Source organism: Nocardioides daeguensis (assembly GCF_019192965.1).
GTDB lineage: Bacteria > Actinomycetota > Actinomycetes > Propionibacteriales > Nocardioidaceae > Nocardioides > Nocardioides daeguensis.
This window is the reverse complement of sequence record NZ_JAHTKU010000015.1, coordinates 58,730-84,348: the sequence shown is the minus strand read 5'-3', so window position 1 is coordinate 84,348 and position 25,619 is coordinate 58,730. Positions and strand designations below refer to the sequence as shown.

General features: G+C 72.7%; 24 protein-coding genes. 12 read left to right on the top strand and 12 right to left on the bottom strand.

Annotation, left to right across the window (positions count from 1 at the left end; translation table 11 throughout):
- Positions 1 to 58: 58 nt before the first annotated feature.
- Positions 59 to 1,552, bottom strand: coding sequence for a fibronectin type III domain-containing protein (locus KU893_RS12660; RefSeq protein WP_218234729.1), 1,494 nt, complete (start codon positions 1,550 to 1,552; stop codon positions 59 to 61).
- 170 nt (positions 1,553 to 1,722) lie between these two features.
- Here KU893_RS12660 and KU893_RS23620 point away from each other — a divergent pair, with 170 nt between their 5' ends.
- Positions 1,723 to 3,462 (top strand): DEAD/DEAH box helicase, encoded by a 1,740-nt coding sequence (locus KU893_RS23620; RefSeq protein ID WP_218234728.1) that lies wholly within the window; start codon positions 1,723 to 1,725, stop codon positions 3,460 to 3,462.
- Positions 3,463 to 3,478: 16 nt separating this feature from the next.
- Positions 3,479 to 4,048, top strand: coding sequence for an aggregation-promoting factor C-terminal-like domain-containing protein (locus tag KU893_RS12650; protein ID WP_218234727.1), 570 nt, complete (start codon positions 3,479 to 3,481; stop codon positions 4,046 to 4,048).
- A gap of 196 nt (positions 4,049 to 4,244) precedes the next feature.
- Here the strand turns inward: KU893_RS12650 and KU893_RS12645 are convergent, their stop codons facing one another.
- The gene (locus tag KU893_RS12645) at positions 4,245 to 5,189 is read right to left on the bottom strand and encodes an NAD(P)/FAD-dependent oxidoreductase (RefSeq protein WP_218234726.1); all 945 of its coding nucleotides are present in this window, start codon (positions 5,187 to 5,189) and stop codon (positions 4,245 to 4,247) included.
- 27 nt (positions 5,190 to 5,216) lie between these two features.
- Between KU893_RS12645 and KU893_RS12640 the strand changes: the two genes are divergently transcribed.
- The 3 genes from KU893_RS12640 (at position 5,217) to KU893_RS12630 (ending at position 9,374) form a co-directional block, all read left to right on the top strand.
- Entirely contained in the window at positions 5,217 to 5,654 is a 438-nt protein-coding gene (locus tag KU893_RS12640; RefSeq protein ID WP_218234725.1) for a MerR family transcriptional regulator, read from the top strand.
- Positions 5,655 to 5,709: 55 nt separating this feature from the next.
- Complete coding sequence (locus KU893_RS12635) at positions 5,710 to 7,644, top strand: penicillin-binding transpeptidase domain-containing protein (protein ID WP_218234724.1); 1,935 nt, start codon at positions 5,710 to 5,712, stop codon at positions 7,642 to 7,644.
- Between the two features lie 260 nt (positions 7,645 to 7,904).
- A complete protein-coding gene (locus KU893_RS12630; RefSeq protein WP_218234723.1) occupies positions 7,905 to 9,374 on the top strand; it encodes an NAD-dependent succinate-semialdehyde dehydrogenase in 1,470 nt (489 codons plus the stop codon).
- Between the two features lie 7 nt (positions 9,375 to 9,381).
- Here the strand turns inward: KU893_RS12630 and KU893_RS12625 are convergent, their stop codons facing one another.
- Genes KU893_RS12625 through KU893_RS12605 form a run of 5 tightly spaced genes read right to left on the bottom strand, consistent with a single transcriptional unit; the run spans position 9,382 to position 14,517 of the window.
- Complete coding sequence (locus KU893_RS12625; RefSeq protein ID WP_218234722.1) at positions 9,382 to 10,662, bottom strand: low temperature requirement protein A; 1,281 nt, start codon at positions 10,660 to 10,662, stop codon at positions 9,382 to 9,384.
- Between the two features lie 10 nt (positions 10,663 to 10,672).
- Positions 10,673 to 11,272, bottom strand: coding sequence for a TIGR03086 family metal-binding protein (locus KU893_RS12620; RefSeq protein ID WP_218234721.1), 600 nt, complete (start codon positions 11,270 to 11,272; stop codon positions 10,673 to 10,675).
- Positions 11,273 to 11,284: 12 nt separating this feature from the next.
- Positions 11,285 to 12,319, bottom strand: coding sequence for a sigma-70 family RNA polymerase sigma factor (locus KU893_RS12615; RefSeq protein WP_218234720.1), 1,035 nt, complete (start codon positions 12,317 to 12,319; stop codon positions 11,285 to 11,287).
- Between the two features lie 60 nt (positions 12,320 to 12,379).
- Positions 12,380 to 13,936 (bottom strand): glycerol-3-phosphate dehydrogenase/oxidase, encoded by a 1,557-nt coding sequence (locus tag KU893_RS12610; RefSeq protein WP_218234719.1) that lies wholly within the window; start codon positions 13,934 to 13,936, stop codon positions 12,380 to 12,382.
- Positions 13,933 to 14,517 carry a TetR/AcrR family transcriptional regulator gene (locus tag KU893_RS12605; protein ID WP_218234718.1) on the bottom strand — a complete coding sequence of 195 codons (585 nt, stop codon included), beginning with the start codon at positions 14,515 to 14,517 and terminating at the stop codon, positions 13,933 to 13,935. Before KU893_RS12605 ends, KU893_RS12610 begins: the two co-directional genes overlap by 4 nt.
- 17 nt (positions 14,518 to 14,534) lie before the next feature.
- On the opposite strand from KU893_RS12605, the gene KU893_RS12600 reads away from it, so the two are divergent.
- Together KU893_RS12600 and KU893_RS23615 are read left to right on the top strand one after the other, a co-directional pair.
- Positions 14,535 to 16,127, top strand: coding sequence for an FAD-binding oxidoreductase (locus tag KU893_RS12600; RefSeq protein WP_281426740.1), 1,593 nt, complete (start codon positions 14,535 to 14,537; stop codon positions 16,125 to 16,127).
- Entirely contained in the window at positions 16,124 to 17,050 is a 927-nt protein-coding gene (locus tag KU893_RS23615; protein ID WP_218234717.1) for a diacylglycerol/lipid kinase family protein, read from the top strand. The genes KU893_RS12600 and KU893_RS23615 overlap by 4 nt, the downstream gene beginning before the upstream one ends.
- Before the next feature lie 135 nt (positions 17,051 to 17,185).
- Here KU893_RS23615 and KU893_RS12590 read toward each other — a convergent pair whose 3' ends face one another.
- On the bottom strand, positions 17,186 to 18,337 hold the full coding sequence (locus KU893_RS12590) for an acyl-CoA dehydrogenase family protein (RefSeq protein ID WP_218234716.1): 1,152 nt from the start codon (positions 18,335 to 18,337) through the stop codon (positions 17,186 to 17,188).
- Between the two features lie 76 nt (positions 18,338 to 18,413).
- Between KU893_RS12590 and KU893_RS12585 the strand changes: the two genes are divergently transcribed.
- From KU893_RS12585 to KU893_RS12575, 3 genes are all read left to right on the top strand, one after another.
- Positions 18,414 to 19,115 carry a TetR/AcrR family transcriptional regulator gene (locus tag KU893_RS12585; protein WP_246592559.1) on the top strand — a complete coding sequence of 234 codons (702 nt, stop codon included), beginning with the start codon at positions 18,414 to 18,416 and terminating at the stop codon, positions 19,113 to 19,115.
- A 69-nt stretch (positions 19,116 to 19,184) separates the two neighbouring features.
- Positions 19,185 to 19,922 (top strand): GTP cyclohydrolase II, encoded by a 738-nt coding sequence (locus tag KU893_RS12580; protein WP_218234715.1) that lies wholly within the window; start codon positions 19,185 to 19,187, stop codon positions 19,920 to 19,922.
- A 64-nt stretch (positions 19,923 to 19,986) separates the two neighbouring features.
- The gene (locus KU893_RS12575; protein WP_218234714.1) at positions 19,987 to 20,454 is read left to right on the top strand and encodes a MarR family winged helix-turn-helix transcriptional regulator; all 468 of its coding nucleotides are present in this window, start codon (positions 19,987 to 19,989) and stop codon (positions 20,452 to 20,454) included.
- Between the two features lie 15 nt (positions 20,455 to 20,469).
- Here the strand turns inward: KU893_RS12575 and KU893_RS12570 are convergent, their stop codons facing one another.
- Positions 20,470 to 21,159, bottom strand: a complete 690-nt coding sequence (locus tag KU893_RS12570) for a pirin family protein (protein ID WP_218234713.1) — start codon at positions 21,157 to 21,159, stop codon at positions 20,470 to 20,472.
- A 134-nt stretch (positions 21,160 to 21,293) separates the two neighbouring features.
- On the opposite strand from KU893_RS12570, the gene KU893_RS12565 reads away from it, so the two are divergent.
- Together KU893_RS12565 and KU893_RS12560 are read left to right on the top strand one after the other, a co-directional pair.
- A complete protein-coding gene (locus KU893_RS12565) occupies positions 21,294 to 22,646 on the top strand; it encodes a GH1 family beta-glucosidase (protein WP_257440805.1) in 1,353 nt (450 codons plus the stop codon).
- Between the two features lie 21 nt (positions 22,647 to 22,667).
- The gene (locus KU893_RS12560) at positions 22,668 to 23,633 is read left to right on the top strand and encodes an NADPH:quinone oxidoreductase family protein (protein ID WP_218234711.1); all 966 of its coding nucleotides are present in this window, start codon (positions 22,668 to 22,670) and stop codon (positions 23,631 to 23,633) included.
- Positions 23,634 to 23,637: 4 nt separating this feature from the next.
- Here KU893_RS12560 and KU893_RS12555 read toward each other — a convergent pair whose 3' ends face one another.
- The 3 genes from KU893_RS12555 to KU893_RS12545 form a co-directional block, all read right to left on the bottom strand.
- Positions 23,638 to 24,132 (bottom strand): CAP domain-containing protein, encoded by a 495-nt coding sequence (locus tag KU893_RS12555; RefSeq protein WP_218234710.1) that lies wholly within the window; start codon positions 24,130 to 24,132, stop codon positions 23,638 to 23,640.
- A gap of 32 nt (positions 24,133 to 24,164) precedes the next feature.
- The gene (locus KU893_RS12550; RefSeq protein WP_218234709.1) at positions 24,165 to 24,818 is read right to left on the bottom strand and encodes a CAP domain-containing protein; all 654 of its coding nucleotides are present in this window, start codon (positions 24,816 to 24,818) and stop codon (positions 24,165 to 24,167) included.
- Between the two features lie 124 nt (positions 24,819 to 24,942).
- A complete protein-coding gene (locus KU893_RS12545) occupies positions 24,943 to 25,482 on the bottom strand; it encodes a CAP domain-containing protein (RefSeq protein ID WP_218234708.1) in 540 nt (179 codons plus the stop codon).
- Positions 25,483 to 25,619 lie beyond the last annotated feature (137 nt).

Sequence of the window (25,619 nt, the reverse complement as noted above, 5' to 3'; positions counted from 1 at the left end):
CGAACTGGTCGTTGATTCGCCGTTTCAGCGACCAGTTCGCATGGGGCTCGGTGCAGGGTCAGGGGATCTCGACCGTCACCCGGACAGGGGAGTGGTCGGAGAGCTGGATTCCGCCGCCGATGGGCTGCTCCATCCGCCAACTGGTGACGCGGGCCGCCGGCGGCGCGAAGATCCGGTCCACGTGCTCACCCCAGCGCCAGGACTGCGGGGGCGGGTTGCGCCAGCCGTTCCACGAGTTGAGGTAGGGCAACGTGGCCCACGTTTCAGCGACGTCGTAGGCGTCGTCATGGAGGGCGGAGTTCAGCACCTCGCGGGGCGCGTCCCTTTTGTTGTTTCGGGTGGAGTTGAAGTCGCCTGCGACCAAGATCGGGAGGCCGCCGGCATAGGCGCTGACGGCGGCCCAGAACAGGTCCATCTCGTCCCGGCGCATGGCGTCGGAGCCGGAACCGTTGTTCCAGCCGGGGTTGACCAGGTGGATGCTTGCGAGAACAACCTCCTTCTGCGTAGTGGAGTCCTTGACCTTCGCCCAGCAGCCTCCGTGGGTCACGTTCGGGAACCGCAGGCCGCCAGGGGTGCCGGTGACCGTGAACTTGTCGTCACGAACGAACAGCGTCTGATTGCGCCAGTCCTTGCCGTAACCGTCCCCGACCTTGCAGGCGCGGCTGTATTCAGGGCTCGGCTCCAGGTTGTCGTACTCGACGTTGGGAGCCTCCTGGATCGCGACCGCGTCCGGGTGCAGCTCGTTGATCCGGTCCCGGATGAGGGACTCGCGGACGTCCCATCCGTCGCACACGTTGGCACACACGTTCCAGGTCATCATGTCCGCCGTGACCGCGCCGCCGGTCCGTCCGAGCGGCGTCGTGTACTTGCAGCCCGCGGTGCCGAACGCCCCCACGCCCCGCGGACCGGAGGGGCGGACCTGGAAGCAGTAGATCCGCCCCGGGTCGAAGCCGCCGAGGGTCAGACTGGCAACGCCGCTGCCGGTTCCCCGCACGGTGACCCGCTTCGTGTTCTTCGCGCCCTGGATCGGGTTCTCGTTGCCGAGGTAGTCGAAGTCGTAGGACGTCGCGCCGGGAACCTCGTTCCAGCGGAACGTCAGCGCCACCGTCGCCCCCTGGGCCTGCTGCCGGTCGACCCATACCGGCTGCACCTGGGCGAGCTGCGCCGTCGTACGGCACCGGTTCTTGGACCACTTGCCCTTGCGCTTGCCGTTGTAGGCACGCACCTTCACGCAGTAGTCGGTGCCCTGCGCGAGCCCCTTGATCGTCAGCGACGTGAGGCGGGTGCGGTCCTTGTGGGCCTTGCCGCCGGGGGCCTTCCACTTCACCTTGTACGACGTCGCGCGGGACGCGCGCTTCCACTTCACCTTGAACGACGCGGTCGTGCCGTCGACGCGAGGCTTGGTGAGCTTGACGCCCTTCACCCTCGCCGGCTTGGGCGCGGCGCTCGCGGGCTCGGCGAACCCGGCGACGAGGCCGGTGGTGCACAGGAGGACGGCGATCGCCGCGAGCAGCAGCCGCCGCAGGCGGCGGGGAGTGGTGTCGGGTGTCATGGGGAGCTTTCTCGTCGCGGAGCATGACCGTATGCCGAGGTGACAGCGGTTGACGACCTTGCGGCATTACAGGCCGTCCTTACCAGATTGCGGGTCGTTCAATCCGCCGTGACCCAGCGCACCGCGACGAGGATCACGCCCTGCGCGCTTGACGGCACTAGTCTTGACGGGTGAGTGACCTTGCCAGTGACGCCGCGGACCAGCCCGCCACCTTCGCCGACCTCGGTCTCGGTGACCGCATCCTCAAGGCCCTCAAGGACATCGGCTACGAGTCGCCGTCCGCGATCCAGGCCGAGACCATCCCGCACCTGCTCGAGGGTCGCGACGTGATGGGCCTGGCCCAGACCGGCACCGGCAAGACCGCGGCGTTCGCGCTGCCGATCCTCGACCAGCTCGACCTGTCGCAGAAGACGCCGCAGGCGCTGGTCCTCGCGCCGACCCGCGAGCTCGCGCTCCAGGTGTGCGAGGCGTTCGAGAAGTACGCCGCCAACCTGCGCGGCGTCCACGTGCTCCCCGTCTACGGCGGCCAGGGGTACGGCGTCCAGCTGTCTGCCCTGCGGCGCGGTGTCCACGTCGTCGTCGGTACCCCGGGCCGGATCATGGACCACCTGGAGAAGGGCACGCTCGACCTCACCGAGCTGCGCTTCCTGGTCCTCGACGAGGCCGACGAGATGCTCAACATGGGCTTCGCGGAGGACGTCGAGACGATCCTCGCCGACACCCCGGCCGGCAAGCAGGTGGCGCTGTTCTCGGCGACCATGCCGAAGCAGATCAAGTCGCTGTCGGCGCAGTACCTGAAGAACCCGGTCGAGATCGCGATCGAGCGCAAGACCCGGACCGCCGAGAACATCAAGCAGCGCTACCTGATGGTCAGCTACCCGCAGAAGGTCGACGCGCTGACCCGGATCCTCGAGGTCGAGAACTTCGAGGGCGCGATCGTCTTCGTGCGCACCAAGAACGAGACCGAGACGCTGGCCGAGAAGCTGCGTGCCCGTGGCTACAGCGCCGCCGCGATCAACGGCGACATCGTCCAGGCGCAGCGCGAGCGGACCGTCAACCAGCTCAAGGACGGCAAGCTCGACATCCTGGTCGCCACCGACGTCGCGGCCCGCGGCATCGACGTGCCCCGGATCAGCCACGTCTTCAACTACGACATCCCCACCGACACCGAGGCCTACGTGCACCGGATCGGCCGCACCGGCCGCGCCGGGCGCAGCGGTGACGCGGTCTCCTTCATCACCCCGCGCGAGCGCTACCTCCTCAAGCACATCGAGAAGGCCACCCGCTCCACGCTGGAGCAGATGCAGCTGCCCAACGTCGAGGCGATCAACGAGTCGCGGCTCAGCCGCTTCGACGACCGGATCACCGCGGCGCTCGAGTCGCCGCAGATCGACTTCTTCCGCGACGTCGTCGGTCACTACGTCCGCGAGCACGACGTGCCCGAGGCCGACGTCGCCGCCGCGCTCGCCATCGCACTGCAGGGCGACACCCCGCTGCTGCTCGAGGAGGAGCCGGAGCCGGAGCGTCGTCCCCGTCGCGAGTACGACGACCGGGGCGACCGCGGTGACCGGGGCGAGCGCCGGGGTGGCGACCGCGACCGGGGCGAGCGGGGCGGTCGCGACCGGGCGCCGCGCTCGGGCGGCAGCTTCGCGTCGTACAAGATCCAGGTCGGCAAGCGGCACCGCGTCGAGCCGCGCCAGATCGTCGGCGCCCTCGCCAACGAGGGTGGCCTCGACCGCCGCGACTTCGGCAAGATCACGATCCGGCCCGACTACTCGATCGTCGAGCTGCCCGCGCAGCTGACCGCCGACCAGTGGGAGCGGCTCAAGGCGACCCGGATCAGCGGCAAGCTGATCGAGCTGGCCAAGGACTTCGGCCCGCCGAGCCGCTCGCGCAAGCCCCGCGACTGACCTACCCTCGATCCCCATGGGGGGTGGGCTTCGCTGGGCGGTGGCCGCTGCACTGGCAGCGGGCGCGCTGCTGCTGAGCGCCTGCGGCAGCACGCCGGCGCCGGCTGCCGAGCCGGCCGTCACCACCTCGGCGACGCCCACGCCGAGCCCGCGCGGGGTCGAGCCCTCGCGCTCGGGCGCCCGGGTCGACGTACCGACGCCCGAGATCATGGCGGCGCTGGCCCGGCGGGCCGAGCGGATCGCGAAGAGGCTGCCGCCGGTGATCGTGCCCACCGAGGTCGACCCGGCGTCGAACCGCGGCCTCGGGTACCGCGAGCTGATCGAGTTCGGCTTCCCCGCCGACCAGTGGCCCTACCTCGACGCGCTGTGGCAGCGCGAGTCCGGCTGGAACCACCTCGCCGAGAACCGCAGCTCCGGCGCCTACGGCATCCCGCAGTCGCTGCCCGGCGCCAAGATGGCGGTCGTCGGCAGCGACTGGCGCACCAACCCCGAGACCCAGATCCGGTGGGGCCTGGCCTACATCGCCGCGCGCTACGGCAACGTGCAGAAGGCGTGGGAGCACTCCGAGCGCACCGGCTGGTACTGAGCTCGATGGCGCGAGCGCGTCGCTCGTTCCTCGCGCCGCGCTGCCGCGCACGCAGTTGCCTCGATGAGATGGTCACGTTCGCGTGGCGGCAAGACGGGCGGCTCGCGGAAAGTCTCGGCTCCTCCGCTCCGGTCGCTCGTTCCTCGCTCTCTGCGCTCCGTCGCCCTCGCTTCCCGCGACGGCCGCCCTGCCGTGGTCAGGAGAGCCGGGCGAGGGCCGCGTCCTGCACGCACGCCGCGGCCGCCATCATCCCGGCGGCTGCGGCGACGAGCACCGACGCCATCGGCATCGGGAGCCCGGGCCCCTGGGCGAGGTCGCCGGCGGCGTAGACGCCCGGGACGCTGGTGCGGCCGAACGCGTCGACCACCACGGCCCCCACGTCCGACAGCTCCAACCCGAGCTGGCCGACGAAGGGCGCTGCCTGCTTCCACTCGGTCTTCACGAGCAGCCCGCCCAGCGCGAGCTCCGCGCCCCCGGCCAGGGCCACGACGAGTCCCGCACACTCCTCGCGTACGGCGACCAGCGGGTCCGTGACGACCCTGGCGCCCAGTGCGGCCAGGTGGCCGGCGGTGGCCTCGTCGAGCGCCTCGCCGTTGGTCAGCACCACCCGGTCCTCGGCGATCGGCTGGAGCATCGACGCCATCGCGGCGACGTGCGGCGCGGAGCCGAGGATGCCGACCCGGGTGCCGGCGTACTCGTGGCCGTGGCAGAACGGGCAGTGCGCCACGAGGGCCCCGAAGCTCTCGGCGATCCCCGGGACGTCGGGGAGGGTGTCGCGGACGCCGGTGGCGAGCAGCACCCGCCGCGCACGGACCGGCTCCTCGCGCTCGACCTCGAGGAGGAAGTCGCCGAGCCCGCCGGTGATCCGGGTGACGCCGGCGCCGACGGCGTCGAGGAAGCGCACGTCGTCGTACGCCTCGGCGTCCTTGCGGGCCGCGAGCCGCAGCTCGGCCGGCGGGGCGCCGTCGTGGCCGAGGAAGTTGTGCATGTGGCCGGTCGGGTCGTTGCGGTAGCGGTCGGTGCCGATGACGACGGTCGAGCGGTGCATCCGGCCGAGGGTCTGGGCGGCCTGGAGACCGGCGGACCCGGCACCGACCACGGCGACGTCGTACGGCTTCGAGGAGGGGTGGGAGTTGATCATGCGCCCAGCCTGTGACTTCATGTGAACATGAAGTCAAGTACCCGGAACATCCGGTGGTCCGTGGGAGAGCTGGCCGCACGCTTCGAGCTCGAGACCCACGTGCTGCGGCACTGGGAGGACAAGGGGCTGCTGCACCCGGAGCGCGACTCCGCGGGCCGCCGGGTCTACGGCGAGGACGACGCCTACCGGGTCGCCGCGATCCTCGCCAGCAAGGCGTCGGGGATGAGCCTGGACCAGATCCGCACCCTCGTCGACGCCTCGGTGGAGGGTCGCCGGGACGCGCTGCGCGCCCATCTCGACGAGCTCGACCGGCGCCAGGCCGAGCTGGAGCGGTCGCGGCACATGACGAAGCACGCGCTGGAGTGCCGCGCCCACGACATCACCACCTGCCCGGGCTTCCAGGCCCACGTCTCCGACATCGTGGACGGTACGACGCAGGGCATCCGCTTCCTCGCCGGACACTGAGTCGTGGCCCCGCGGCGAGCGGGGAGTGACGGAGCCGGCTGGTAGAACCTTTCCCATGCGGCGGACCTCGGCAGCCCTCATCACCTTGCTCGTGCTGGGCGGTGCCCTCAGCGCGTGCTCGGGCAGCGACGCGACCGACGAGGCCGACGCCGCGGCGCGGAAGCTGGAGAAGGCGCTGGTCGCGGCCGCCACGACGAAGGACGGTCCGAACCCGTTCGCCGGCCTCGCCTTCAGCAGCGAGACCCCCGACGAGGTGCTCGAGGACTACCGCTCGATCGTCGCCGGCATGGACGGCCTCGCGCCGGCGGTGACGATCGGCGAGGCCTCCGAGAGCAAGGACCTCTACACCGCCCAGGTCACCTGGTCCTGGCCCGTCGTCGAGGGCGAGAAGCCCTGGATCTACGAGACCACCGCCGAGTTCCACCCCGCCAGCACCCTCGACGAGGGGGCGACCCAGGTCGTCTTCAGGCCCGACCTCGTCGCGCCCGACCTCGCCGACGGCGAGGTCCTCGACGCGGTCACCGAGGCCACCGACCGCGGCGACATCACCGGCGCCGGCGGCGCGGTGCTGGTGACCGAGCGGGCCGTGGTCCGGGTCGGCATCGACCGTTCGAAGGTCGACGCCGCGAGGGCCGCCGACTCCGCCCGCGCCCTGGCCCAGCTGGTCGGGATCGACGTGAAGCCCTACGTGAAGGCCGTCACCGGGGCGGGCCCGCGCGCCTTCGTCGAGGCGATCACCTACCGCGTCGGCGAGGAGCCCGCCGGGTTCGACGCGGCCCTGGCCGCCATCGAGGGCGGTCACACGGTCGACGCCGAGCTCGCCCTGGCGCCCAGCCGCGACTTCGCCGCTCCGATCCTGGGCCGGGTCGGCCCGGTGACCGCCGAGATGGTCGAGAAGGACCCGGAGAAGTACCGCTCCGGCGACATCGCCGGCGTCTCCGGTCTCCAGGCACGCTACGACGACCAGCTGCGCGGCAGCGTCGGCCGAGTGGTCTACGCGGTCCCCACCGCCGACAAGGCGGCCGATGACGCCCGCCGCGAGCTCTACCGGCACGACGCCGCCCCGGGCCGGCCGCTCGCGATCACGCTCGACGAGCGCCTGCAGGGCCTGGCCGAGCGGGTCCTGGCGAACACCGCGCCGGGCGCCGCGCTCGTCGCGCTGCGCCCCAGCGACGGCGCGATCCTCGCCGCTGCCAACGACGCGGCCACCGGCGGGCAGAACTACGCTACCTTCGGGCAGTTCGCGCCGGGCTCGACGTTCAAGATCGTCACCTCGCTGGCCCTGCTCCGCGCCGGGCTCACGCCCGAGAGCCCGGTCGAGTGCACGCCGACGGTGAGCGTCAACGGCAAGGAGTTCAAGAACTACTCCGACTACCCGTCCTCCGCGCTCGGACGGATCCCCCTGCGCGAGGCGGTCGCCCAGTCGTGCAACACCGCGCTCATCGGGCAGCGCGAAGCGCTCGGGAAGGGCGACCTGGCGTCGGCGGCCGCCACGCTGGGCCTCGGCATCGACCACGACCTCGGCTTCCCGGCGTACTTCGGCGAGGTCCCCGACCCCGCCAGCGAGACCGAGGCCGCGGCGTCCCTGATCGGTCAGGGCAAGGTGCTCGCCTCGCCGATGGCGATGGCCACCGTGATCGGCAGCGTCCAGGCCGGCAAGACCGTCGTCCCGCGTCTCGTCGAGCAGGTCGACGTCTCCGTCCCGTCCGAGGCGACGCCGCTCGCCGCCGGCGAGGCCGAGGCGCTGCGGGCCATCCTGCGCCAGGTCGTCACCGAGGGCAGCGGGCGCGGTCTGGCCGACGTCCCCGGACCCCCGGTGATCGCCAAGACCGGGACCGCCGAGTACGCCGACGGCGGCGCCGTCCGTACCCACGCCTGGATGGTCGCGGCCCAGGGCGACCTGGCCGTCGCGGTCTTCGTGCAGACCGGCGAGTCCGGCTCGCAGACCGCCGGACCGCTCCTCGAGGCCTTCCTCCGCGGCGCCCGGTGACCGTTCCTGGTCGTTCCTGACCGATCGGGCTATGCACGCGGGACCAAGGTCCCAGGAGTCGGGGGACGACCGGAGGAAAACTCTGCGGGAGGGCTTGTCCCTCGCCACGGGCGCGCTAGAGTTGTGTCAGTCGTACTTCGGAGGGAGCACCGATACGACTGAGCCCCTCGTTGACCCCATGCAATGAGGGGCTCTCTCCTTTTTCGCAGCCGGCCGCCTCAGGGCTTCTGGCGGCCGGCGTGCAGTGCCACAGTGGGCGCATGACCTTCCGCGAACGCCTTGCCCACCTGCTCCCGGAGTCGCGTCGCCAGCTGTACGTCGGCGGCGCCTGGGTCCCCTCGGGCAGCGGTGCCCGGATCGACGTGCTCGACCCCGCCGACGGCTCGGTGCTGACCGACGTCGCCGACGGGACGCTCGACGACGCCCGCGCGGCGCTGGACGCGGCCGCCGGCGTCCAGGAGTCGTGGGCGGCGACCCCGCCGCGCGAGCGCGGCGAGATCCTGCGGCGGGCGTTCGAGCTGGTGACCGAGCACGCCGACGACCTCGCACTCGTGATGAGCCTGGAGATGGGCAAGCCGATCGCCGAGGCGAAGGGCGAGGTGACCTACGGTGCGGAGTTCCTGCGCTGGTTCTCCGAGGAGGCGGTCCGGATCCACGGCCGCTGGATGCAGAACCCGGCGGGCGGCAGCCGGCTGCTGACGGTGCGCAAGCCGGTCGGTCCCTGCCTGTTCATCACCCCGTGGAACTTCCCGCTCGCGATGGGCACCCGCAAGATCGGCCCGGCCGTCGCGGCCGGGTGCACGATGGTGGTCAAGCCGGCGTCGCAGACCCCGCTGACCATGCTGCTGCTCGCGGCCCTGCTGGCCGAGGCGGGCCTGCCGGCCGGCGTACTCAACGTCGTGACGACGTCCGACTCCGGCGGGCTGAGCAAGACCCTGCAGGCGGACCCGCGGCTGCGGAAGGTGAGCTTCACCGGCTCGACCGCCGTCGGCAGGTCGCTCGTCGAGCAGTCGGCGGGACAGCTGCAGCGGATGTCGATGGAGCTCGGCGGCAACGCCCCCTTCCTCGTCTTCGCCGACGCCGACCTCGACGCTGCCGTCGACGGCGCGATGATCGCCAAGATGCGCAACATGGGCGAGGCGTGCACCTCGGCCAACCGGTTCCTCGTCGAGGTGCCGGTCGCGGACGAGTTCGGTGCCCGGCTCGCCGAGCGGATGGGTGGCCTGCGGGTCGGCCGCGGCCAGGACGTCGGCGTCCAGGTCGGTCCGCTCATCGACGCGAAGGCCGTCGCCTCGGTCTCCGCGCTCGTCGACGACGCGGTCGACCGCGGCGCCCGCCTGCTTGCGGGCGGCAAGGCACCCGGCGGCGACGGCTTCTTCTACCCGCCGACCGTGCTGGCCGACGTGCCGCCCGACGCGGAGGCGGTCCGCAACGAGATCTTCGGCCCGGTCGCCCCGATCACGCCGTTCACCAGCGAGGACGAGGCGATCCGGCTGGCCAACTCCACCGAGTACGGCCTCGTCGCGTACGCCTTCACCCGTGACCTCGCCCGCACCATCCGGCTCGCCGAGCGCCTCGAGACCGGCATGCTCGGCATCAACACCGGCCTGGTCTCCAACCCGGCGGCCCCTTTCGGCGGCGTGAAGGCCAGCGGGTTCGGCCGCGAGGGTGGGTTCGAGGGGATCGAGGAGTACCTCGACACGACGTACGTCGCCCTGCCGGTGACCTGAGCCGCTCTCAGCCGATGTCGAGGTCGTCGAGGACCTCGACGTGGTGGCGGTACCCGAAGGCCTCGTAGCCGATGACCGTCACCCAGGGGGCGAACGAGAGGACCAGCAGGCACCAGACGAGGCCGGTGCCGCCCATCGCCATCAGCACCGCCGCGGCGATCACGACCGCGGTCAGCGCCAGCAGCACGACGTGGAAGACGTCGAAGGTCCGCGTCATCACGGCGTACCCGGCGTAGAAGACGAGGGTGGCGGCGACCACGGGAACGGCGACGGTGAGCAGCGTGCCGGTCTGCGTGAGGTGGGCCTCGCCGTCGAGGTAGTAGGCGGCGACGTGGAGGCCCGCGCCGATGGCGACGATGGCGCCGAAGAGCGGGATGTGGCCGTAGCCGAACGCGAAGGACCGCTCCCGGTGGGCGTGCAGGACCTCGGCGGACGGGACCGCGAAGTAGCCCCACCACAGGCCGAAGGTGAGGGCCGTGCCGGCGAGGGCGAGCAGCCCGATGTCCGCGGTGATCCCTTCCTCGGCCAGGACGTTGATGGAGGCCATCGTGCCGATCATCCCTTCGCCGAGGGCGATGATGACCATCAGGCCGTAGCGCTCGGCGATGTGGTGGGCGTGCCACGGTGTGCCGCCGCGTTGCCGCTCGGCGTACGCCGGGCCGCCGATCTCGACCAGGAACGGGATGACGATGAGGGCGAAGGTGGTGCCGACCGGCAGGTCGACGAGCGCCAGCGCGCACCACAGCACCTGGGCGACGGCGATCGAGACGATGTAGGTGCGGCACGCGCCGCGGCGACTCGGGTCGTGCTGTCCGGCGCGCCACCACTGCACCAGCATCGCCACACGCATCACCACGTAGCCCCAGACCATGACGTCGTTGTCGAGCGTCTCGCCGTGGTCGTAGACGGAGGTGAACATGGGGTGCAGGCCGAGCGCGAACACCAGCACGCCGACCATCTGCACCATCGTGGTCAGCCGGTACACCCAGTCGTCGGTGTCGTAGGCGGAGGCGAACCAGGTGAAGTTGACCCACGCCCAGGAGACGCCGAAGGTGGCGAAGCAGAAGGCGACGATGCCGGCGCCCACGTGGTCCTCCGCCAGCGCGTGGGCGAGCTCGTTGGCCGCCGTGCCGAACGCGACGACGAAGGTCAGGTCGAACAGCAGCTCCAGGGGCGTCGCGGTGCGGTGCTGCTCATGGGGATCGCGGCCGGTCATGCGACGGGTGCGGTGGCGGACCGCGGACTCGCGGCCGTGGTCCTCGGCCTGCGCTGCGTGCTGCTCCGACATGCGCGGCAGTCTAGGAGCAGTCTCCTCGGGCACGCGGAGGCGACGAGCGCCGTCCCAGCAGGGCCAGCACGTGCAGCCCGGCGGGCGCCTCGACAGCCACCGGCAGCGGTGGCGCGAACCGGTCGTCGCCGGCGAGCGCGATCTGCAGCGCGGAGGGGAGCAGGGCGACGGCGAGCGGTTCGGGCAGCGGTGCTCCGCACCCGGTGGCCTGGCCCACGTCCCAGCCGTGGACGGCGATCTCGAGCGCCGCGATCCGGGCGATCGCGTCGATGGCGAGCGGGCGCCCGCCGACCTCGACCGTCGGCCGGTCGGCCCGCAGCCACGCGGCGAGCAGAGCACAGGCCTTGTGCTGGAGGGCCTGGACCCGGGCCTCGAGGGGCGTCGGGGCGGCGCTGCTCAGCCCGACCGCGCCGTCCGCGGCCTCCGCGAACGCGTCGAGGGCGTCCTCCATGTGGGCCAGCAGGTCGGCGAGGTTCCAGCCGGCGCAGGGCGTCGGACGGTCGACGTCGGCGCAGGTGATCGTGCCGAGCGCGTCGCGGGTGTAGTCGAGCGCGCGCTGCAGCAGGTCCAGGCCCGCGACCATCCCGTCCGGAGCGGTGGCGGCGGTCATCGCGGACCGGCCTCAGGCCGGGACGTAGTCGGCGGGCAACCGCTCCGGCAGCCCGAACCGCGCGAACAGCCGGGCGTCGAAGAACGCCGTCACGTGCTCCACGCGCAGGTCGTCGGCCGCGCCGGTCAGCTGCAGGACCTGCAGGTGGAACGGCTCGAAGTGCCCGTCGGGCTGGCGCATGTAGAGGCCGAAGGCCGGCTGCCCGTTGGCGATCGTCTCCACCATCGGCATGTCGTTGCAGCCGCCGGGGCACTTGGTGCCGATGAGCTGGCCGATCGCGTCGATGCCGCGGTAGTGGTTGAGGAAGGGCGGCATGTCCCAGGTGGCGTCGTACTTGAGCAGCTGGACGATCTGGTCGATGTCCTTGCGCCAGAACGCCTGCAGGTAGGCGTCGAGCAGGGTGCGCTGCGCCTGGTCGAGGTCGGGTTCGACGGTGTCGGGGGACAGGCCGCGCTCGGCGAGCTGGGCGTGGGCGCGTTGCAGGGCGGAGTTCACGGCAGCCGTCGTCGTGTCGAGCGCGGTCGCGGTCTCGGCCGCCGACCAGCGCAGCACGTCGCGCAGGATGAGCACCGCGCGCTGGCGGGCCGGCAGGTGCTGCAGCGCGGCCACGAAGGCGAGCCGGATCGTGTCGCGCTCGGCGACCTCGACCGCCGCGTCGGGGATCGGCTCGAGCCAGGGCACCTCGTGGTCCTCGAGCAGCTCGTCGGAGGGCGCGGAGTCCGCCGTGCCGAGACCGGTCGGCAGCGGCCGCCGCGGCTTGGCCTCGAGGTTGGTCAGGCACACGTTGGTGGCGATCTTGTAGAGCCAGGTGCGCACCGAGCTGCGGCCCTGGAAGCTCGCCGAGGCCTTCCAGGCGCGCAGGAAGGTCTCCTGCACGAGGTCCTCGGCCTCGTGCACCGACCCGCTCATCCGGTAGCAGTGCGCCATCAGCTCGCGCTGGTAGCGCCCCGTCAGGGTGTCGAAGTCGGCCAGCTCGTCACTCGCCGCCGCTGCCTGCTCGGTCGTCTGCCCGGTCGTCGTCGCCTCGGTCACCGTTGCGCTTCCCATCGCTACCCCCGTGGTCTCGCCAGTCTGCCTGATGGGGGTGACCGGGGTCGACGGGAAAACTCATCGGTCGGCGTGCAGGATCTCCAGGACCTTCTCGGCGGCGGGTACGGCGAGCGCCCGGTCGGCCGGCACCAGCCCGATCCGGGTGCGCCGGTCGAGCAGGTCGGCGACGTCGGCCGCGCCCTCGTGGGTGACGCCGAAGAACAGCTCGGCCCAGAGGGTCGACAAGGTGTCGGCGACCGGTGCGAGCAGCTCCTGCTGCGTCCAGCCGCTGGCCTCGACCGCGGCGGTGAGGACGAGGTCCGCGTCGGCGCCGTACCGCCGGACCAGGCGGCCCGCGCCCCGATGGCCGGCCTTGGCGGCCCGGTCGGCGAGCGCCTCGCGCGGCGCGGCGCCGGCGAGCGGGAGGCTCGCGGTGATGCACGGCCCGGCGGTGAGCCGGGCGTGGGCGACGGCCGCGTCGACGGCGTCCTCGGCCATCCGCCGGTAGGTCGTGAGCTTGCCGCCGACGATGGTGACGACACCGGTCGGCGAGATGAGCACGGCGTGCTTGCGCGAGAGGTCGGCCGTCGCGTCGTCGCCGCCGTCGAGCAGGGGACGCAGGCCGGCGAAGGCGCCGACCACGTCGGTGCGGCGCAGTGGGCGAGCGAACGACGCGGAGACCACGTCGAGCAGGAAGCCGATCTCGACCTCGGTCGGCTCGGCCACGTCGGGGACCGGGCCCTCGACCGGCTCGTCGGTGAGGCCGACGTAGAACTGCCCGTCGGGCTGGGGCAGGACGAGCACGAAGCGGTTGGTCTCGCCGGGGATCGGAGCGAACACGGCGACGTCGAGGCCGGGCAGGGTGCCGGCTCGCAGCACCAGGTGGGTGCCGCGCGAGGGGCGCAGCCGGACGTCGTCGACCAGGTCGCCGGCCCACACGCCGGCCGCGTTGATGACGCTGCGGGTGGTGACGCTGACGGTCTCGCCGGTGAGCTCGTCGCGCAGGTCCACCGCGCGGCCGGTGGCCGCGACGACCCGGGCGTGGGTGCGCACGTGGGCACCGCGCTCTGCCGCGGTCCGCGCGATCGTGGTGACCAGCCGGGCGTCGTCCTCGAGCTGGCCGTCCCAGCCGAGGTAGGCGCCGCGCAGCCCGTCGGTGCGCAGCGGCGGCGCGATCCGGCGGGTCTCGGCGGCGCTCAGCCGGCGCGGCCGGGGAAGGGTGTCGCCACTGGTCCCGGCGGCCCGGCGGAGCAGGTCGCCGCCCAGGAAGCCGGCCCCGGCGAGGGCGCCCATCGGACGGCTGACGCCGGCCGCCAGCGGGATGATCGAGGGCAGCGGCCGGGTCAGGTGCGGCGCGGTGGTCTCCATCAGGATCCCGCGCTCGACGGCGCTCTCGTGGGCGATGCCGACCTGGCCGGAGGCGAGGTAGCGCAGGCCACCGTGCACGAGCTTCGAGGAGAACCGCGACGTACCGAAGGCCAGGTCGTGGGCGTCGACGGCCAGGACCGTCAACCCGCGCGAGACCGCGTCGAGGGCGACGCCGGCGCCGGTGACGCCGAGGCCGACCACGAGGACGTCGACCTCGGTGGGGACGGCGGCCAGGCCGGGCGTGATCCGGGTGGGGGAGGCGGTCATGGCGCGAGGCTCCGGGAGATGAGGGCGTGCAGCTCGTCGTCGAGCGCGGACTGGTCGACCGCGTCGTCGACCATGGTGTGGGCGGAGAGGACGAAGCCGTGTGCGGCGAGGACCAGGCCGCGGGCCACGGCCTGCGGGTCGCCGTCGGTGATCGTGCCGGCCTCCTGCCCGGCCGCGATCGCGGCGGCGAGCACCTGGAGGATCAGCTCCTGCGAGCGGCCGCGGCGCGAGAGCAGGTAGGGCAGGATCAGCTCGGGGTCGAGCTCGACGATCCGGGTGAACAGCTCGTTCTCGCGCAGCGCGTTGACGGTCGTGACCACGGCGTCGGCGATCGCGTCGGGCGTGGGTGACGCGGCGACATCGACCCCGGAGGCGACGAGCGTCCCCCACTCGCGGGTCATCAGGTCGCCGAGCAGCGCCGGCATGTCCGACCACGCGCGGTAGATCGTCATCCGCGAGACGCCGGCCCGACGGGCGACCTCGGTGAGCGTCGTACGCCGCCAGCCCACGTCGAGGATGCACTCGCGGGCCGCGTCGAGGTAGGTGTCCCGCGGATCGGTGTTGTGACGATGTGACGTCATGTGTAACACTGTAACACATGACGACCGAGCGTCCCTCCGTCCTGCAGCCCGAGATGCCCCCGACCCGCTGGGGCGACCCGGCCCACGAGACCGGCCTCCCGGACGGAGTCCGCGACCTCGTCGGGCTGGCGTTCCCGATCCAGGACACTCCTGCTCGTGCCGACGTCGCCGTTCCCGCGCCGCGGCTCGGCGACGCCCAGCTCGCCGGGCTGCGCGCGATCGTCGGCGACGACCACGTCGTCCTCGACGACGCGCTGCGCCGCCAGCGCACCCGCGGCAAGTCCACCCCCGACCTGCTCCGCCAGCGCGCCGGGGACCTGGGCGACGCGCCCGACGTCGTCGTCCGCCCGGCCGGCCACGACGAGGTCGTCGCGGTGCTGGCCTACGCGCAGGAGCAGCGGATCGCCGTCGTCCCCTTCGGCGGCGGTACGGCGGTCACCGGCGGTCTCGTCGCCGACCCGGCCGGGCTCGGCGGCGTCCTCTCCCTCGACCTGGGCCGGATGCGCGGCCTGCTCGCGCTCGACCCGGTCTCCTCGACCGCGACCCTCGAGCCCGGCCTGCGCGGCCCCGAGGCCGAGGCGCTGCTCGCGGCGCACGGGATGATGCTCGGCCACTTCCCGCAGTCCTTCGAGTACGCCACGATCGGCGGCTTCGCCGCGACCCGGTCGAGCGGCCAGTCCAGCGCCGGGTACGGCCGCTTCGACGCGATGGTCGTCGGCCTGCGGGTCGCCACCCCCGTCGGCGAGGTGCGCCTCGGCAGCGCCCCGGCCAACGCGTCCGGCCCCGACCTCCGCGAGCTCTTCCTCGGCTCCGAGGGCGCCTTCGGCGTGATCACCGAGGTCACGCTCCGGGTCCGCCCGCTGCCCGAGGTCAAGGAGTACGAGGGCTGGCGCTGGGCGAGCTTCGCCGACGGGGCCGACGCGATGCGCGCGCTCGCCCAGTCCGACCTGCTGCCCACCGTCATCCGGCTCTCGGACGAGAACGAGACCGCGATCAACCTCGCGGACCCGGAGTCCATCGGCGGCGAGGGGAACGCCGGCTGCCTGATGATCGTCGGCCACGAGGGCACGCCGGCCGCGGTCGCCGCCAAGAGGGCTGCGGTCACCGAGGCGCTGACCGCGCTCGGCGGTACCCCCCAGGGCTCGGGTCCGGGCGAGGCGTGGGCGCACGGCCGCTTCAACGCGCCGTACCTGCGCGACAGCCTGCTCGACGTCGGCGTCCTCGTCGAGACCCTCGAGACCGCCACCTTCTGGAGCAACCGCGAGAACCTCTACGCGCGGGTCAAGGCTGCGCTCGAGGAGAGCCTGGGTGAGGGCACGATGGTGCTCTGCCACATCTCGCACGTGTACCCGACCGGCTGCTCGCTCTACTTCACCGTCGCCGCCCCGGCGGGCGACGACCCGCTCGGGCGTTGGCTGCCCGCCAAGGCCGCGGCCTGCGAGGCGATCGTCGCCGCCGGCGCCGCGATCACCCACCACCACGCGGTCGGCACCGACCACAAGCCGTACCTCACCGCGGAGATCGGTGAGATCGGCGTCGAGGTGCTGCGCGCGGTGAAGAGGGCCGTCGACCCCGCCGGCATCCTCAACCCCGGGGTGCTGATCCCGTGACGCCGGGCAGCCGCAGGGCGTTCGCCTTCCTCGTGAACCCGGCCTCCGGCGGGGGCGCGGCGCCCAAGGTCGTCGTTCCGCTCGCCCGGGCGCTGCGCGAGGCCGGTGCCGAGGTCGAGGTCACCTACACGGCCTCGGCGGCGGAGACGCCTGCGCTGGTCGAGGCGGCAGTCGCCCGCGGCGCCGTCGTGGTGTCGGTCGGCGGCGACGGGATGCTCTCGTCGGTCGCCGGCGCGGTGGCCGAGCGCGAAGGCGTGCTCGCCGTCGTCCCGGCCGGTCGCGGCAACGACTTCGCCCGGATGCTCGAGGTGCCCACCGACACCGCCGCCCAGGCGCGACTCCTGCTGGACGGCGCCCCGCGGCGCATCGACCTCCTCCGGGTGACCGGGGGCGACGGCACGACGTCCGTCGTGGCGGGGTCGGTCTATGCCGGCGTCGACGCCCGCGCCGCCGAGATCGTCGACCGCTCGCGCTGGCTGCCCTCGAAGCTGCAGTACCCCTACGCCGCCGTCCGCGCCCTCGCGACCTACCGCCCCGTCGAGTGCGTGCTCGAGGTGGACGGCGTCCGCAGCACCCACCAGGCCGCGACCGTCGTCATCGCCAACTCGCGCTTCTACGGCAAGGGCATGGCGATCGCGCCGGCCGCCTCCCTCGACGACGGCCTGCTCGACGTCATCGTCATCGAGGCGGCCTCCCACCTCGACCTGATCCGCGCCCTCCCCAAGGTGTACGACGGCAGCCACGTCGACCTCGCCGAGGTGACCGTGCGGACCGGCCGCCGGGTCAGGCTCTCCGGGCAGCACCGTGGGGGCGGCGCCGTACCCGTGGGTGCCGACGGCGAGGCCCTCGGAGCCCTCCCTGCCGACGATGCGGCGCCGCTGACCGTCGAGCTGCTGCCCGCCGCGGGTCGGGTGCTGGCCTGAAATGAGTTTCACCGGCCGGCCGGTGAAACTGGCGCTTGGACGAGGAAACTTCCTCGTCCAAGCGCCAGTTTTGTCGTCCAACCCCCCGGCAGTTCCACCAGCCGGCCGGTGAAACTGTCTCGGGCGCCGCCCGGCTCAGGAAGGAGCCGGCAGCGACCGCGCGATGATCTCCTTCATGATCTCGCTGGTGCCGGCGTAGATCTGCGAGACCCGGAGGTCGGCCCAGACGCGGGCGATGGGGTACTCGTTCATGTAGCCGTAGCCGCCGTGCAGCTGCAGGCACTTGTCGGCGACCTTCTGGGCGCGCTCGGAGCACCACAGCTTGGCCATCGCGACGGTGGGGATGTCGAGCTTGCCCTCGATGTGGAGGCCGATGCACTCGTCGACGAAGGAGCGGGCGACGCGGGCCTCGGTGGCGACCTCGGCCATCTTGAACTTGGTGTTCTGGAAGCCCCAGATCGGCCGGTTGAAGGCGTGCCGGTCGTGCACGTAGCGCAGGGTCTCCTCAAGGCAGAACTCCATGGCGGCCACGTTGGCGAGGGCGACGATCAGTCGTTCCTGCGGCAGCTGCTCCATCAGCTGGATGAAGCCCTGGCCCTCCTCGGTGCCGAGCAGGTTGGTGACCGGGACCCGGACGTCGACGAAGCTGAGCTCGGAGGTGTCCTGGCCCTTCATGCCGACCTTGTCGAGCACCCGGCCCCGCGAGAAGCCCGGGGTGTCGGTCGGCACGATGATCAGCGAGATGCCGGCGGCGGCCTCCTCGGGGTTGGTCTTGGCGACCACGATCACCACGTCGGCCTGGGCGCCGTTGGTGATGAAGGTCTTGGCGCCGTTGACGACGTACTCGTCGCCCTCGCGGATCGCCTTGGTCTTCACGTTCTGCAGGTCCGAGCCGGTGCCGGGCTCGGTCATCGCGATGGCGCCGACCGCCTCGCCGCTGGCGAGCTTGGGCAGCCAGGCGTGCTTCTGCTCCTCGGTGCCGTAGTTGAGGATGTAGTGGGCGACGATGCCGTTGTGGAGCGAGGCGCCCCACGAGCTGTCGCCGACGCGGGCCTGCTCCTCGATGAGGATCGCCTCGTGGGCGAACGTGCCGCCCCCGCCGCCGTACTCCTCGGGGACCGAGAGGCACAGCAGGCCGACCTCGCCGGCCTTGTTCCACAGGTCGCGGTCGACCTGCTTGTTGGCGATGTAGGTCTCGATGTTGGGCTTGATCTCCTTCTCGCAGAAGGTCCGGGCGAGATCGCGGACGTCGTCGAGGTCGGAGTCCATCCAGGGTGAGCGGCGCATGGGTACAGGGTGTATCACGTCGGGCCCTGCGGATACAAGGTGTATCCGGAAGTCCGCGCGCGATAGCGTCGGCGCCATGGTCGACGTGGCGGACGTGGCGAAGTGGGTCGACTCGACCGTGCGCCGGCGCAGCGCCAAGGAGGCGCTCGAGGGCGACGCGCGCCGGGCCCAGGTCGTCCAGGCCGCCGTCGACGCGATCGAGGAGGGTGGCGCGCAGGTCGGGATGGGCCAGATCGCCGAGCGCGCCGGCATCCCGCGACCCAACGTCTACCGCCACTTCGCGAGCAAGGAGCAGCTCGACGCGGAGGTCGCCCGGTTCGCCGCGGCCGAGCTGCTGCGCCGGGTGCGGCCCCACCTGTCGACACCGGGTACGCCGGTCGAGATCGTCCGCGGTCTGATCGCGCCGTGCGTCGCCTGGGCCGCCGAGCACCCGCACCTGTTCCGCTTCCTCGCCGCCCAGCAGCAGACCAAGGCGCTGCACCGCGCGCGCGTGGGCCGGACCCGGCTGCTGAGCGAGATCGCGGACGCCGCCCGCGCGTACCTCAGCGAGACGCCGCTGTCCGCCGACCCGCCCGAGGGCGTCCTCGTCGGGGTGATGGGCATGGTCGACGCAAGCATCATCTGGTGGTTCGACCACCACGACGAGACCCAGGACCAGCTCGTCGACCGCCTCACCCGCCAGGTCGTCGCGGTGCTGGTCGACACCCTGGCGCAGTACGGCCTCGTCGTCCCCGACGGCCTCGTGTTCCGGCCGGTCCCCGCGAGGTCGGAGGACTGAGCCGGGAATACCCGCGCCGGCGGCCGCCTTGTGGCACCATCATTTCAAGTTTGAAATAATGGAGCGACCATGACGACCTGCCCCACCCGCGCCCGACGCGCACCCCGCGTCGGCGCCGCCACCGGCATCGCTGATCCCGCCGGCCCCGCCGATCTCGCCGACGTCCCCGCGGCCGCGGTGCGCACCCGGGTCGTCGTCCCGCTGCGCTTCCCGGACGGCTACGAGACGACCGCCGACGTCGTCACCTTCGAGGGGCTGGTCGACGGCAAGGAGCACCTGCTGCTCGGTCTCGGCGCGTGGCGCGAGCGCCTCGACGACCTGGTCCACGGCGGCCCGGCACCGCTGGTCCGCCCGCACAGCGAGTGCCTGACCGGCGACGTGTTCGGCTCGCAGCGATGCGACTGCGGACCCCAGCTGCGCGAGGCCGTGGAGCGGATCGCCGACGAGGGCGGCTTCCTGCTCTACCTGCGCCAGGAGGGCCGTGGCATCGGCCTGTACGCCAAGCTCGACGCCTACGCCCTGCAGGACGCCGGACTCGACACCTACGAGGCCAACGTCGCGCTCGGCCGCGGCGAGGACGAGCGCGACTACCGCGCGGCCGCCCAGATGCTCCGTGCGATCGGCGCCGACCGGATCCGGTTGCTCAGCAACAACCCCGACAAGGCCCGCCAGCTCGGGGAGTACGGCGTCGCGGTCGGCGAGCGGGTCCCGACCGGGGTGCACCTGTCGGCGGCCAACGAGCGCTACCTCACCGTGAAGCGCGACCACACCGCCCACACCCTCGACCTCGACGGGCTCTCGGCATGAACCGCCCCACTCCGTTCTCCGCTCTCCCGCTCCGCTCCTCCGCGAACAACGGACCGGGGACCCGATGAGCGAGATCCGCTGGCTCGACGAGGAGGAGATGGCGGCCTGGCTGCCGCTCGTCCGGCTGGTCCACGAGCTCCCGCAGGCGATCGACCGGCGGCTGCGTGAGGAGGCCGGCATCACGCATACCTACTACGCGATGCTCGCCAACCTCTCCGCAGCGCCGGACCGGATGCTGACGATGGGCGAGCTGGCGCGGCTGACCGTGACCAGTCCCTCGCGGCTCACCCACGCGATCGCCGTCCTCGAGGAGCGCGGCTGGGTCACCAAGGCGCACTGCCCCAGCGACCGCCGCAGCCAGTTCGCGGTCCTCACCGACGACGGCCAGGCGCTCCTCGACCGGATCGCCCCCCACCACCTCGCCCAGGTCCGCTCACTGGTCTTCGACCGGCTCACCCCGGCGCAGGTGCGCAGCCTCGCCGAGATCGCCACCGCCCTCGTCGACCCCGTCGAGGCCTTCGGCGAGGCCTGACCCACGCCGCCGGGGTCAGCCGAACGACCAGACCAGGATCTCGGTCGGCACCCCCGCCGTCACCTCGTACGACGGCCCGTCGCTCACGCACAGCGCGTCGCCCGCCGACAGCGGCTCGGCCAGCGACGAGCGGAGCAGCGCGCCCGTCGTCAGGAAGGCGTGCACCCGCGGCGCGGCGGGCAGGGCGACGGTCTCGCCGGCGCCGAGGCGGACCACGTCGAGACTCGCGCCGGCGACACCGACCGTCAGCGGCCCGCCGGGGCCGACCAGGCGGACCAGCCCGGCGCCGGGTCCGGCCGCCACCGATGCCCGCGCGTAGCCGGGTGGGGCGTCGGGGTCGTCGGGCCGCAGCCAGACCTGCACGAACCGCGCCGGCCCGTCGGGGCCGGCGACCTCCGCGTGCCGCACGCCGGCGCCCGCCGACAGCACTGCGCAGTCCCCGGCCGCCAGGGTCTCCTCGGCGCCCGTGGCGTCACGGTGCACGACCGCGCCGGACACCACCCAGGTGATGATCTCCAGCCCCTCGTGCGGGTGCTCCTCGAACCCGGTTCCGCGCCCGAGGACGTGGTCGTCGTGGCACACCATCGGGCCGAAGGACAGGCGGTCGGGGTCGAGGTGCGGACCGAAGGAGAACCCGTGGCGGCTCAGCCGCCCGGGCTCCCGTTCGAGGAACCGGTCCGTTCCCCTGCGGATCTCCACGTTCACGTGACAGATTGTGCCGGGAGGGAATCGAGGAGCTCCCGGCGCTCCGGCCGTCGCGCGTGGGCGTGTCGTCGGCCGGCACAGGAAGCGGTCGTGGAAAGGTCCTGTTTGCGATGGTCGGGCCGACGGGGGACAGGGTGGGAGATCTCGCCGGCCGTTTTCCGGCCGACTTCCGCTTCGGCACCAGCACGGCGTCGTACCAGATCGAGGGCGCGGTCGACGAGGACGGACGCGGCCGGTCGATCTGGGACACGTTCAGCGCCGAGCCCGGCCGGATCGTCGACGGCTCGAGCGGCGCGGTCGCCTGCGACCACTACCACCGCTGGCCCGAGGACATCGCCCTCATGCGCGGCCTCGGCGCCTCCGGCTACCGGTTCTCGATCGCCTGGCCGCGGATCCAGCCGACCGGTTCCGGCCCGGTCAACCAGGCCGGTCTCGACTTCTACGACCGCCTCGTTGACGGCCTGCTCGAGGCCGGGATCAAGCCGATGGCGACCCTTTACCACTGGGACCTCCCGCAGGGCCTCGAGGACGACGGCGGCTGGCTCAACCGCGCGACCATCGACCGGTTCGCCGACTACGCCGCGATCGTCGGCGAGCGTCTCGCCGACCGGGTCACCGACTGGGTGCCGGTCAACGAGCCCAACGTCGTGACCCTGATGGGGTACGCCGTCGCGATGCACGCCCCGGGCAAGGCGCTCATGTTCGACGCGCTCCCCGCCGGCCACCACCTGCTCGTCGCCCACGGCCGCGCCGCGATCGCGCTGCGCGCCGCGGGCGCCACCAGCGTCGGCTGCGCCAACAACCACGCCCCCATCTGGCCGGCCAGCGACGACCCCGCCGACGTGGGTACCGCGAAGCTCTTCGACACGCTGTGGAACGCCCACTACCTGGAGGGCATGCTGCTCGGCCGCTACGCCGACGACCTGATGACGCTGCTCGAGCCGCACGTGCGCGACGGCGACTTCGCGACGATGCGCCAGCCGCTCGACTTCTACGGCGTCAACTACTACAACCCGATGCGGATCGCGGCGGCCGACGAGAGCGCCGAGCTGCCGTTCGAGTTCCGCGAGGTGCTCGGCTACCCGATGACCGACTTCGGCTGGCCGGTCGTGCCGGACGCGCTGCGCGAGTGGCTGATCACCCTCCGCGCGCGGTTCCGGGCCGCCGTCCCCCCGATCGTGATCACCGAGTCCGGCTGCTCCTACAACGTCGGACCCGACGAGCACGGCGTCGTCGACGACCACCTGCGCATCGACTACCACGCGCTGCACCTGGGCGCGGTGGCCGAGGCGATCGAGCGCGGCGTCGACGTCCGCGGCTACTACGCCTGGTCGCTCATCGACAACTTCGAGTGGTCCGAGGGCTACACCCAGCGGTTCGGCCTCGTGCACGTCGACTTCGAGACCCAGAAGCGCACCCCCAAGCGCTCCTACAGCTGGTACGCCGACCTCGTGGCCGAGCACGCCCGGCGGTCGGCCGGAGCCTAGGGAGTACTAGCCTCTCGAGGCATGCGCGCAGTCCAGGTCGTCACCACCACGGGTCCCGCCGACGTCGTCGTCCGGGAGGTGCCGGATCCGACGCCCGGACCCGAGGACGTGCTGGTCGAGGTGCACACCGTCGGGGTGTCGTTCCCTGACCTGCTGCTCAGCCGCGGCCAGTACCAGCTGCGTCCCGAGCCGCCGTTCACCCTCGGCGTCGACTACGCCGGCGTCGTCGTGTCCGGCCCGGGCTTCGAGCCGGGGCAGCGGGTCGTGGGTGTCGGGGGGTACGGCGGCGCCGGCGAGCTGGTCGCCGGGCCGCGCCAGTCGATCTTCGCGCTGCCCGACGGGGTCACGTTCGACGAGGCCGTCGCCCTGCCGATGAACTACCTCACCGCGCTGTTCGCGCTCGACGAGCGGGCCGGCCTGCGTCCCGGCGAGACCGTTCTCGTCCACGGCGCGGCCGGTGGCGTCGGCACCGCCACGATCCAGGTGGCCAAGGGCCTGGGCGCGCGCACCATCGCGGTCACCAGCACGGCGGAGAAGGCGGCGTACGCGCGGGCGGGGGGTGCCGACGAGGCCGTGCTGTTCGACGGCTTCAAGGACGCCGTCATGGAGCTGACCGGAGGCAAGGGCGTCGACGTCGTGCTCGACGTCGTGGGCGGCGACGCGTTCACCGACTCGCTGCGGGTCCTCGCCCCGCAGGGCCGGCTGATGGTCGTCGGGTTCGCCGCCGGTGCCGGCATCCCCGAGGTCAAGGTCAACCGGCTCCTGCTCAACAACATCGACGTCCGCGGCGTCGGCTGGGGCGCCTACGCCTTCACCCGCCCCGACTACCTCCAGCAGCAGTGGGCCCAGCTGGTCCCGATGATCGAGTCGGGCGTGGTCAAGCCGCCGATCGGCAAGGTGTACCCGATGGCGGAGTTCGGCCGGGCCCTGGCCGACATGGACGAGCGCGCCGCGTTCGGCAAGCTCGTGGTGCGCCTGCGCGACTGAGCGGTCAGCAGCGGACCAGGTCGACCGTCCACCACAGCTGCTCGCCGACCGACTCGACGCCGAGGCCGACCAGCCGCAGCCGGCAGTCGAGCAGCACCGCGCGGTGCGGCGGGCTGTCCAGCCACCGGTCGAGGGCGCTGCGGGCGCTCGTCGGCCCCCTCGCGATGACCTCGCCCATCCTCGCGGCGTTGCGGAAGCCGGCCGCAGCGACCCGGTCGCGCAGCACGGGCTCGCCGGGCAGCTGGTGGGACAGGGTGCCGGTCGCCCCCATCGCCGCCGAGTGCGCGGCGGCGGCCCCGTGGAGCCCGGCCTTGGGGCGGAGCCGGCGACAGCCCGCCTGGCGTCGTACGACGTTGACCCGGTCGAGGAGCTGGACCTCGACCCGGGCGGTGTCGATCCGGGGCGCCGGACGCGGCGCGGGGGCAGGGTGCGACGAGGCGGGCGCCATGGTCAGCACGACCGTCGCGAGGACGGCGCCGGGGAGGAGTACCGAGCGCACGGGGAGCATCATGGCGGTCCCCGGCCGGTTTGTCAGCGGCGGCCGAAGTCCTGGGTCCACCACAGGTGGTCGCCCTGCGCGATGACGCCGACTCCGATCTGGCGCAGGCGGCAGTCGAGGATGTTCTTGCGGTGGCTCGGGCTGGCCATCCACGCCTGCATCACGTCGCGCGGCGACGCGAAGCCGGAGGCGATGTTCTCGGCCAGTCGCCGCCAGCCGCGGTAGCCGGCGTACGTGATCCGTTCGCCCAGCCCGGCCTCGCCGGGGAGGAAGTGGACCATGGTGCGGTACTGCGCCATGCCCACGCTGTGGGTGCGCGCCGAGGTCCGCAGCCTCGCGTTGGGGCGCAGCGTGCGGCAGCCGGCACGGGCGCGCCGCTTGTTGACCAGCCGGACCACGCGGTCCTCGAACGCGACGTTGATCGACATCGGCGTCGGCGCCTGGGCCGCGGTGCCGGGCGCCGCCGGCTGCGGGGACGGTGCGCTCTGCTGCCCGCCGAGCAGCGCGGCCAGCAGGCCGGCGAGCAGGTCGGTCAGGGTGCCGGTGGGCGGCGGCGTGTCCGACGCCGTGAGGGTCGTCCCCGCCGGCGCCGCCGAGGCGGAGGTGGCCGACAGCGTGACGGGCAGCGCGGTCAGGACCGCGAGGGTGGCCGCCAGCGCGAGGGAGCGGGAGCGGCGGAGCAGCATGACATCGATGGTGCGCTGTGCGGCGCTCTCGCCGCGTCGGCACTCCGTGTCGCGTTCGCTGGCCCCGAAGGGCTAGGCAAAAGGCGGCGGCTAGTCCTGAAGGGCTAGCAAGAAGCAGCGGAGGTCAGCGGACGCCGAAGTCCTGGGTCCACCACAGCTGGTCGCCCTCGAGCACGACGCCGACGCCGAGCTCGCGCAGCCGGCAGTTGAGGATGTTGTGCCGGTGGCTCGGGCTGTTCATCCACGCGGTCGTCACCGCCTCCGGCGAGCTGAACCCGCGGGCGATGTTCTCGGCGACCAGGCTCCAGCCGCGGTACCCCGCCCGGGTGATCCGGGCGGAGAACTTCGCCTCGCCCGGCAGCTGGTGGGACATCACGCGGGCCTGGGCCATGCTGATGGTGTGCCGACGGGCCGCCTTGCGCAGCTGGTTCGACGCCTTGAGCGGGCGGCAGCCGTTGCTCCTGCGCTGCTCGTTGGTGAGCTGGAGGACCCGGTCCTCCATCGCCCGCTGCACCAGCATCCGGGCGGGGACCAGCCGCGGACCCGGCGTCGGTACGACGGCCGCGGCCGTCGTACCCGTCCCGGTGTCGGCGGAGGCGGGCCCGAGCAGGCCGAGGCCGAGGCCGAGCACGAGGCACGGCACCAGGGCGAGCGAGCGGGTCATGCCCGGTCGATCGGTGACCGCGCGGGCGTCCTGAGCGCGACCGCGGAAATCAGGACCTACGTCCCCGGGGCGCCCATCCGAGCGGACCCCCGGGGACCGCTCTCGTGCCCGCGCGGATGCGCGACGTGCCGAGCAAC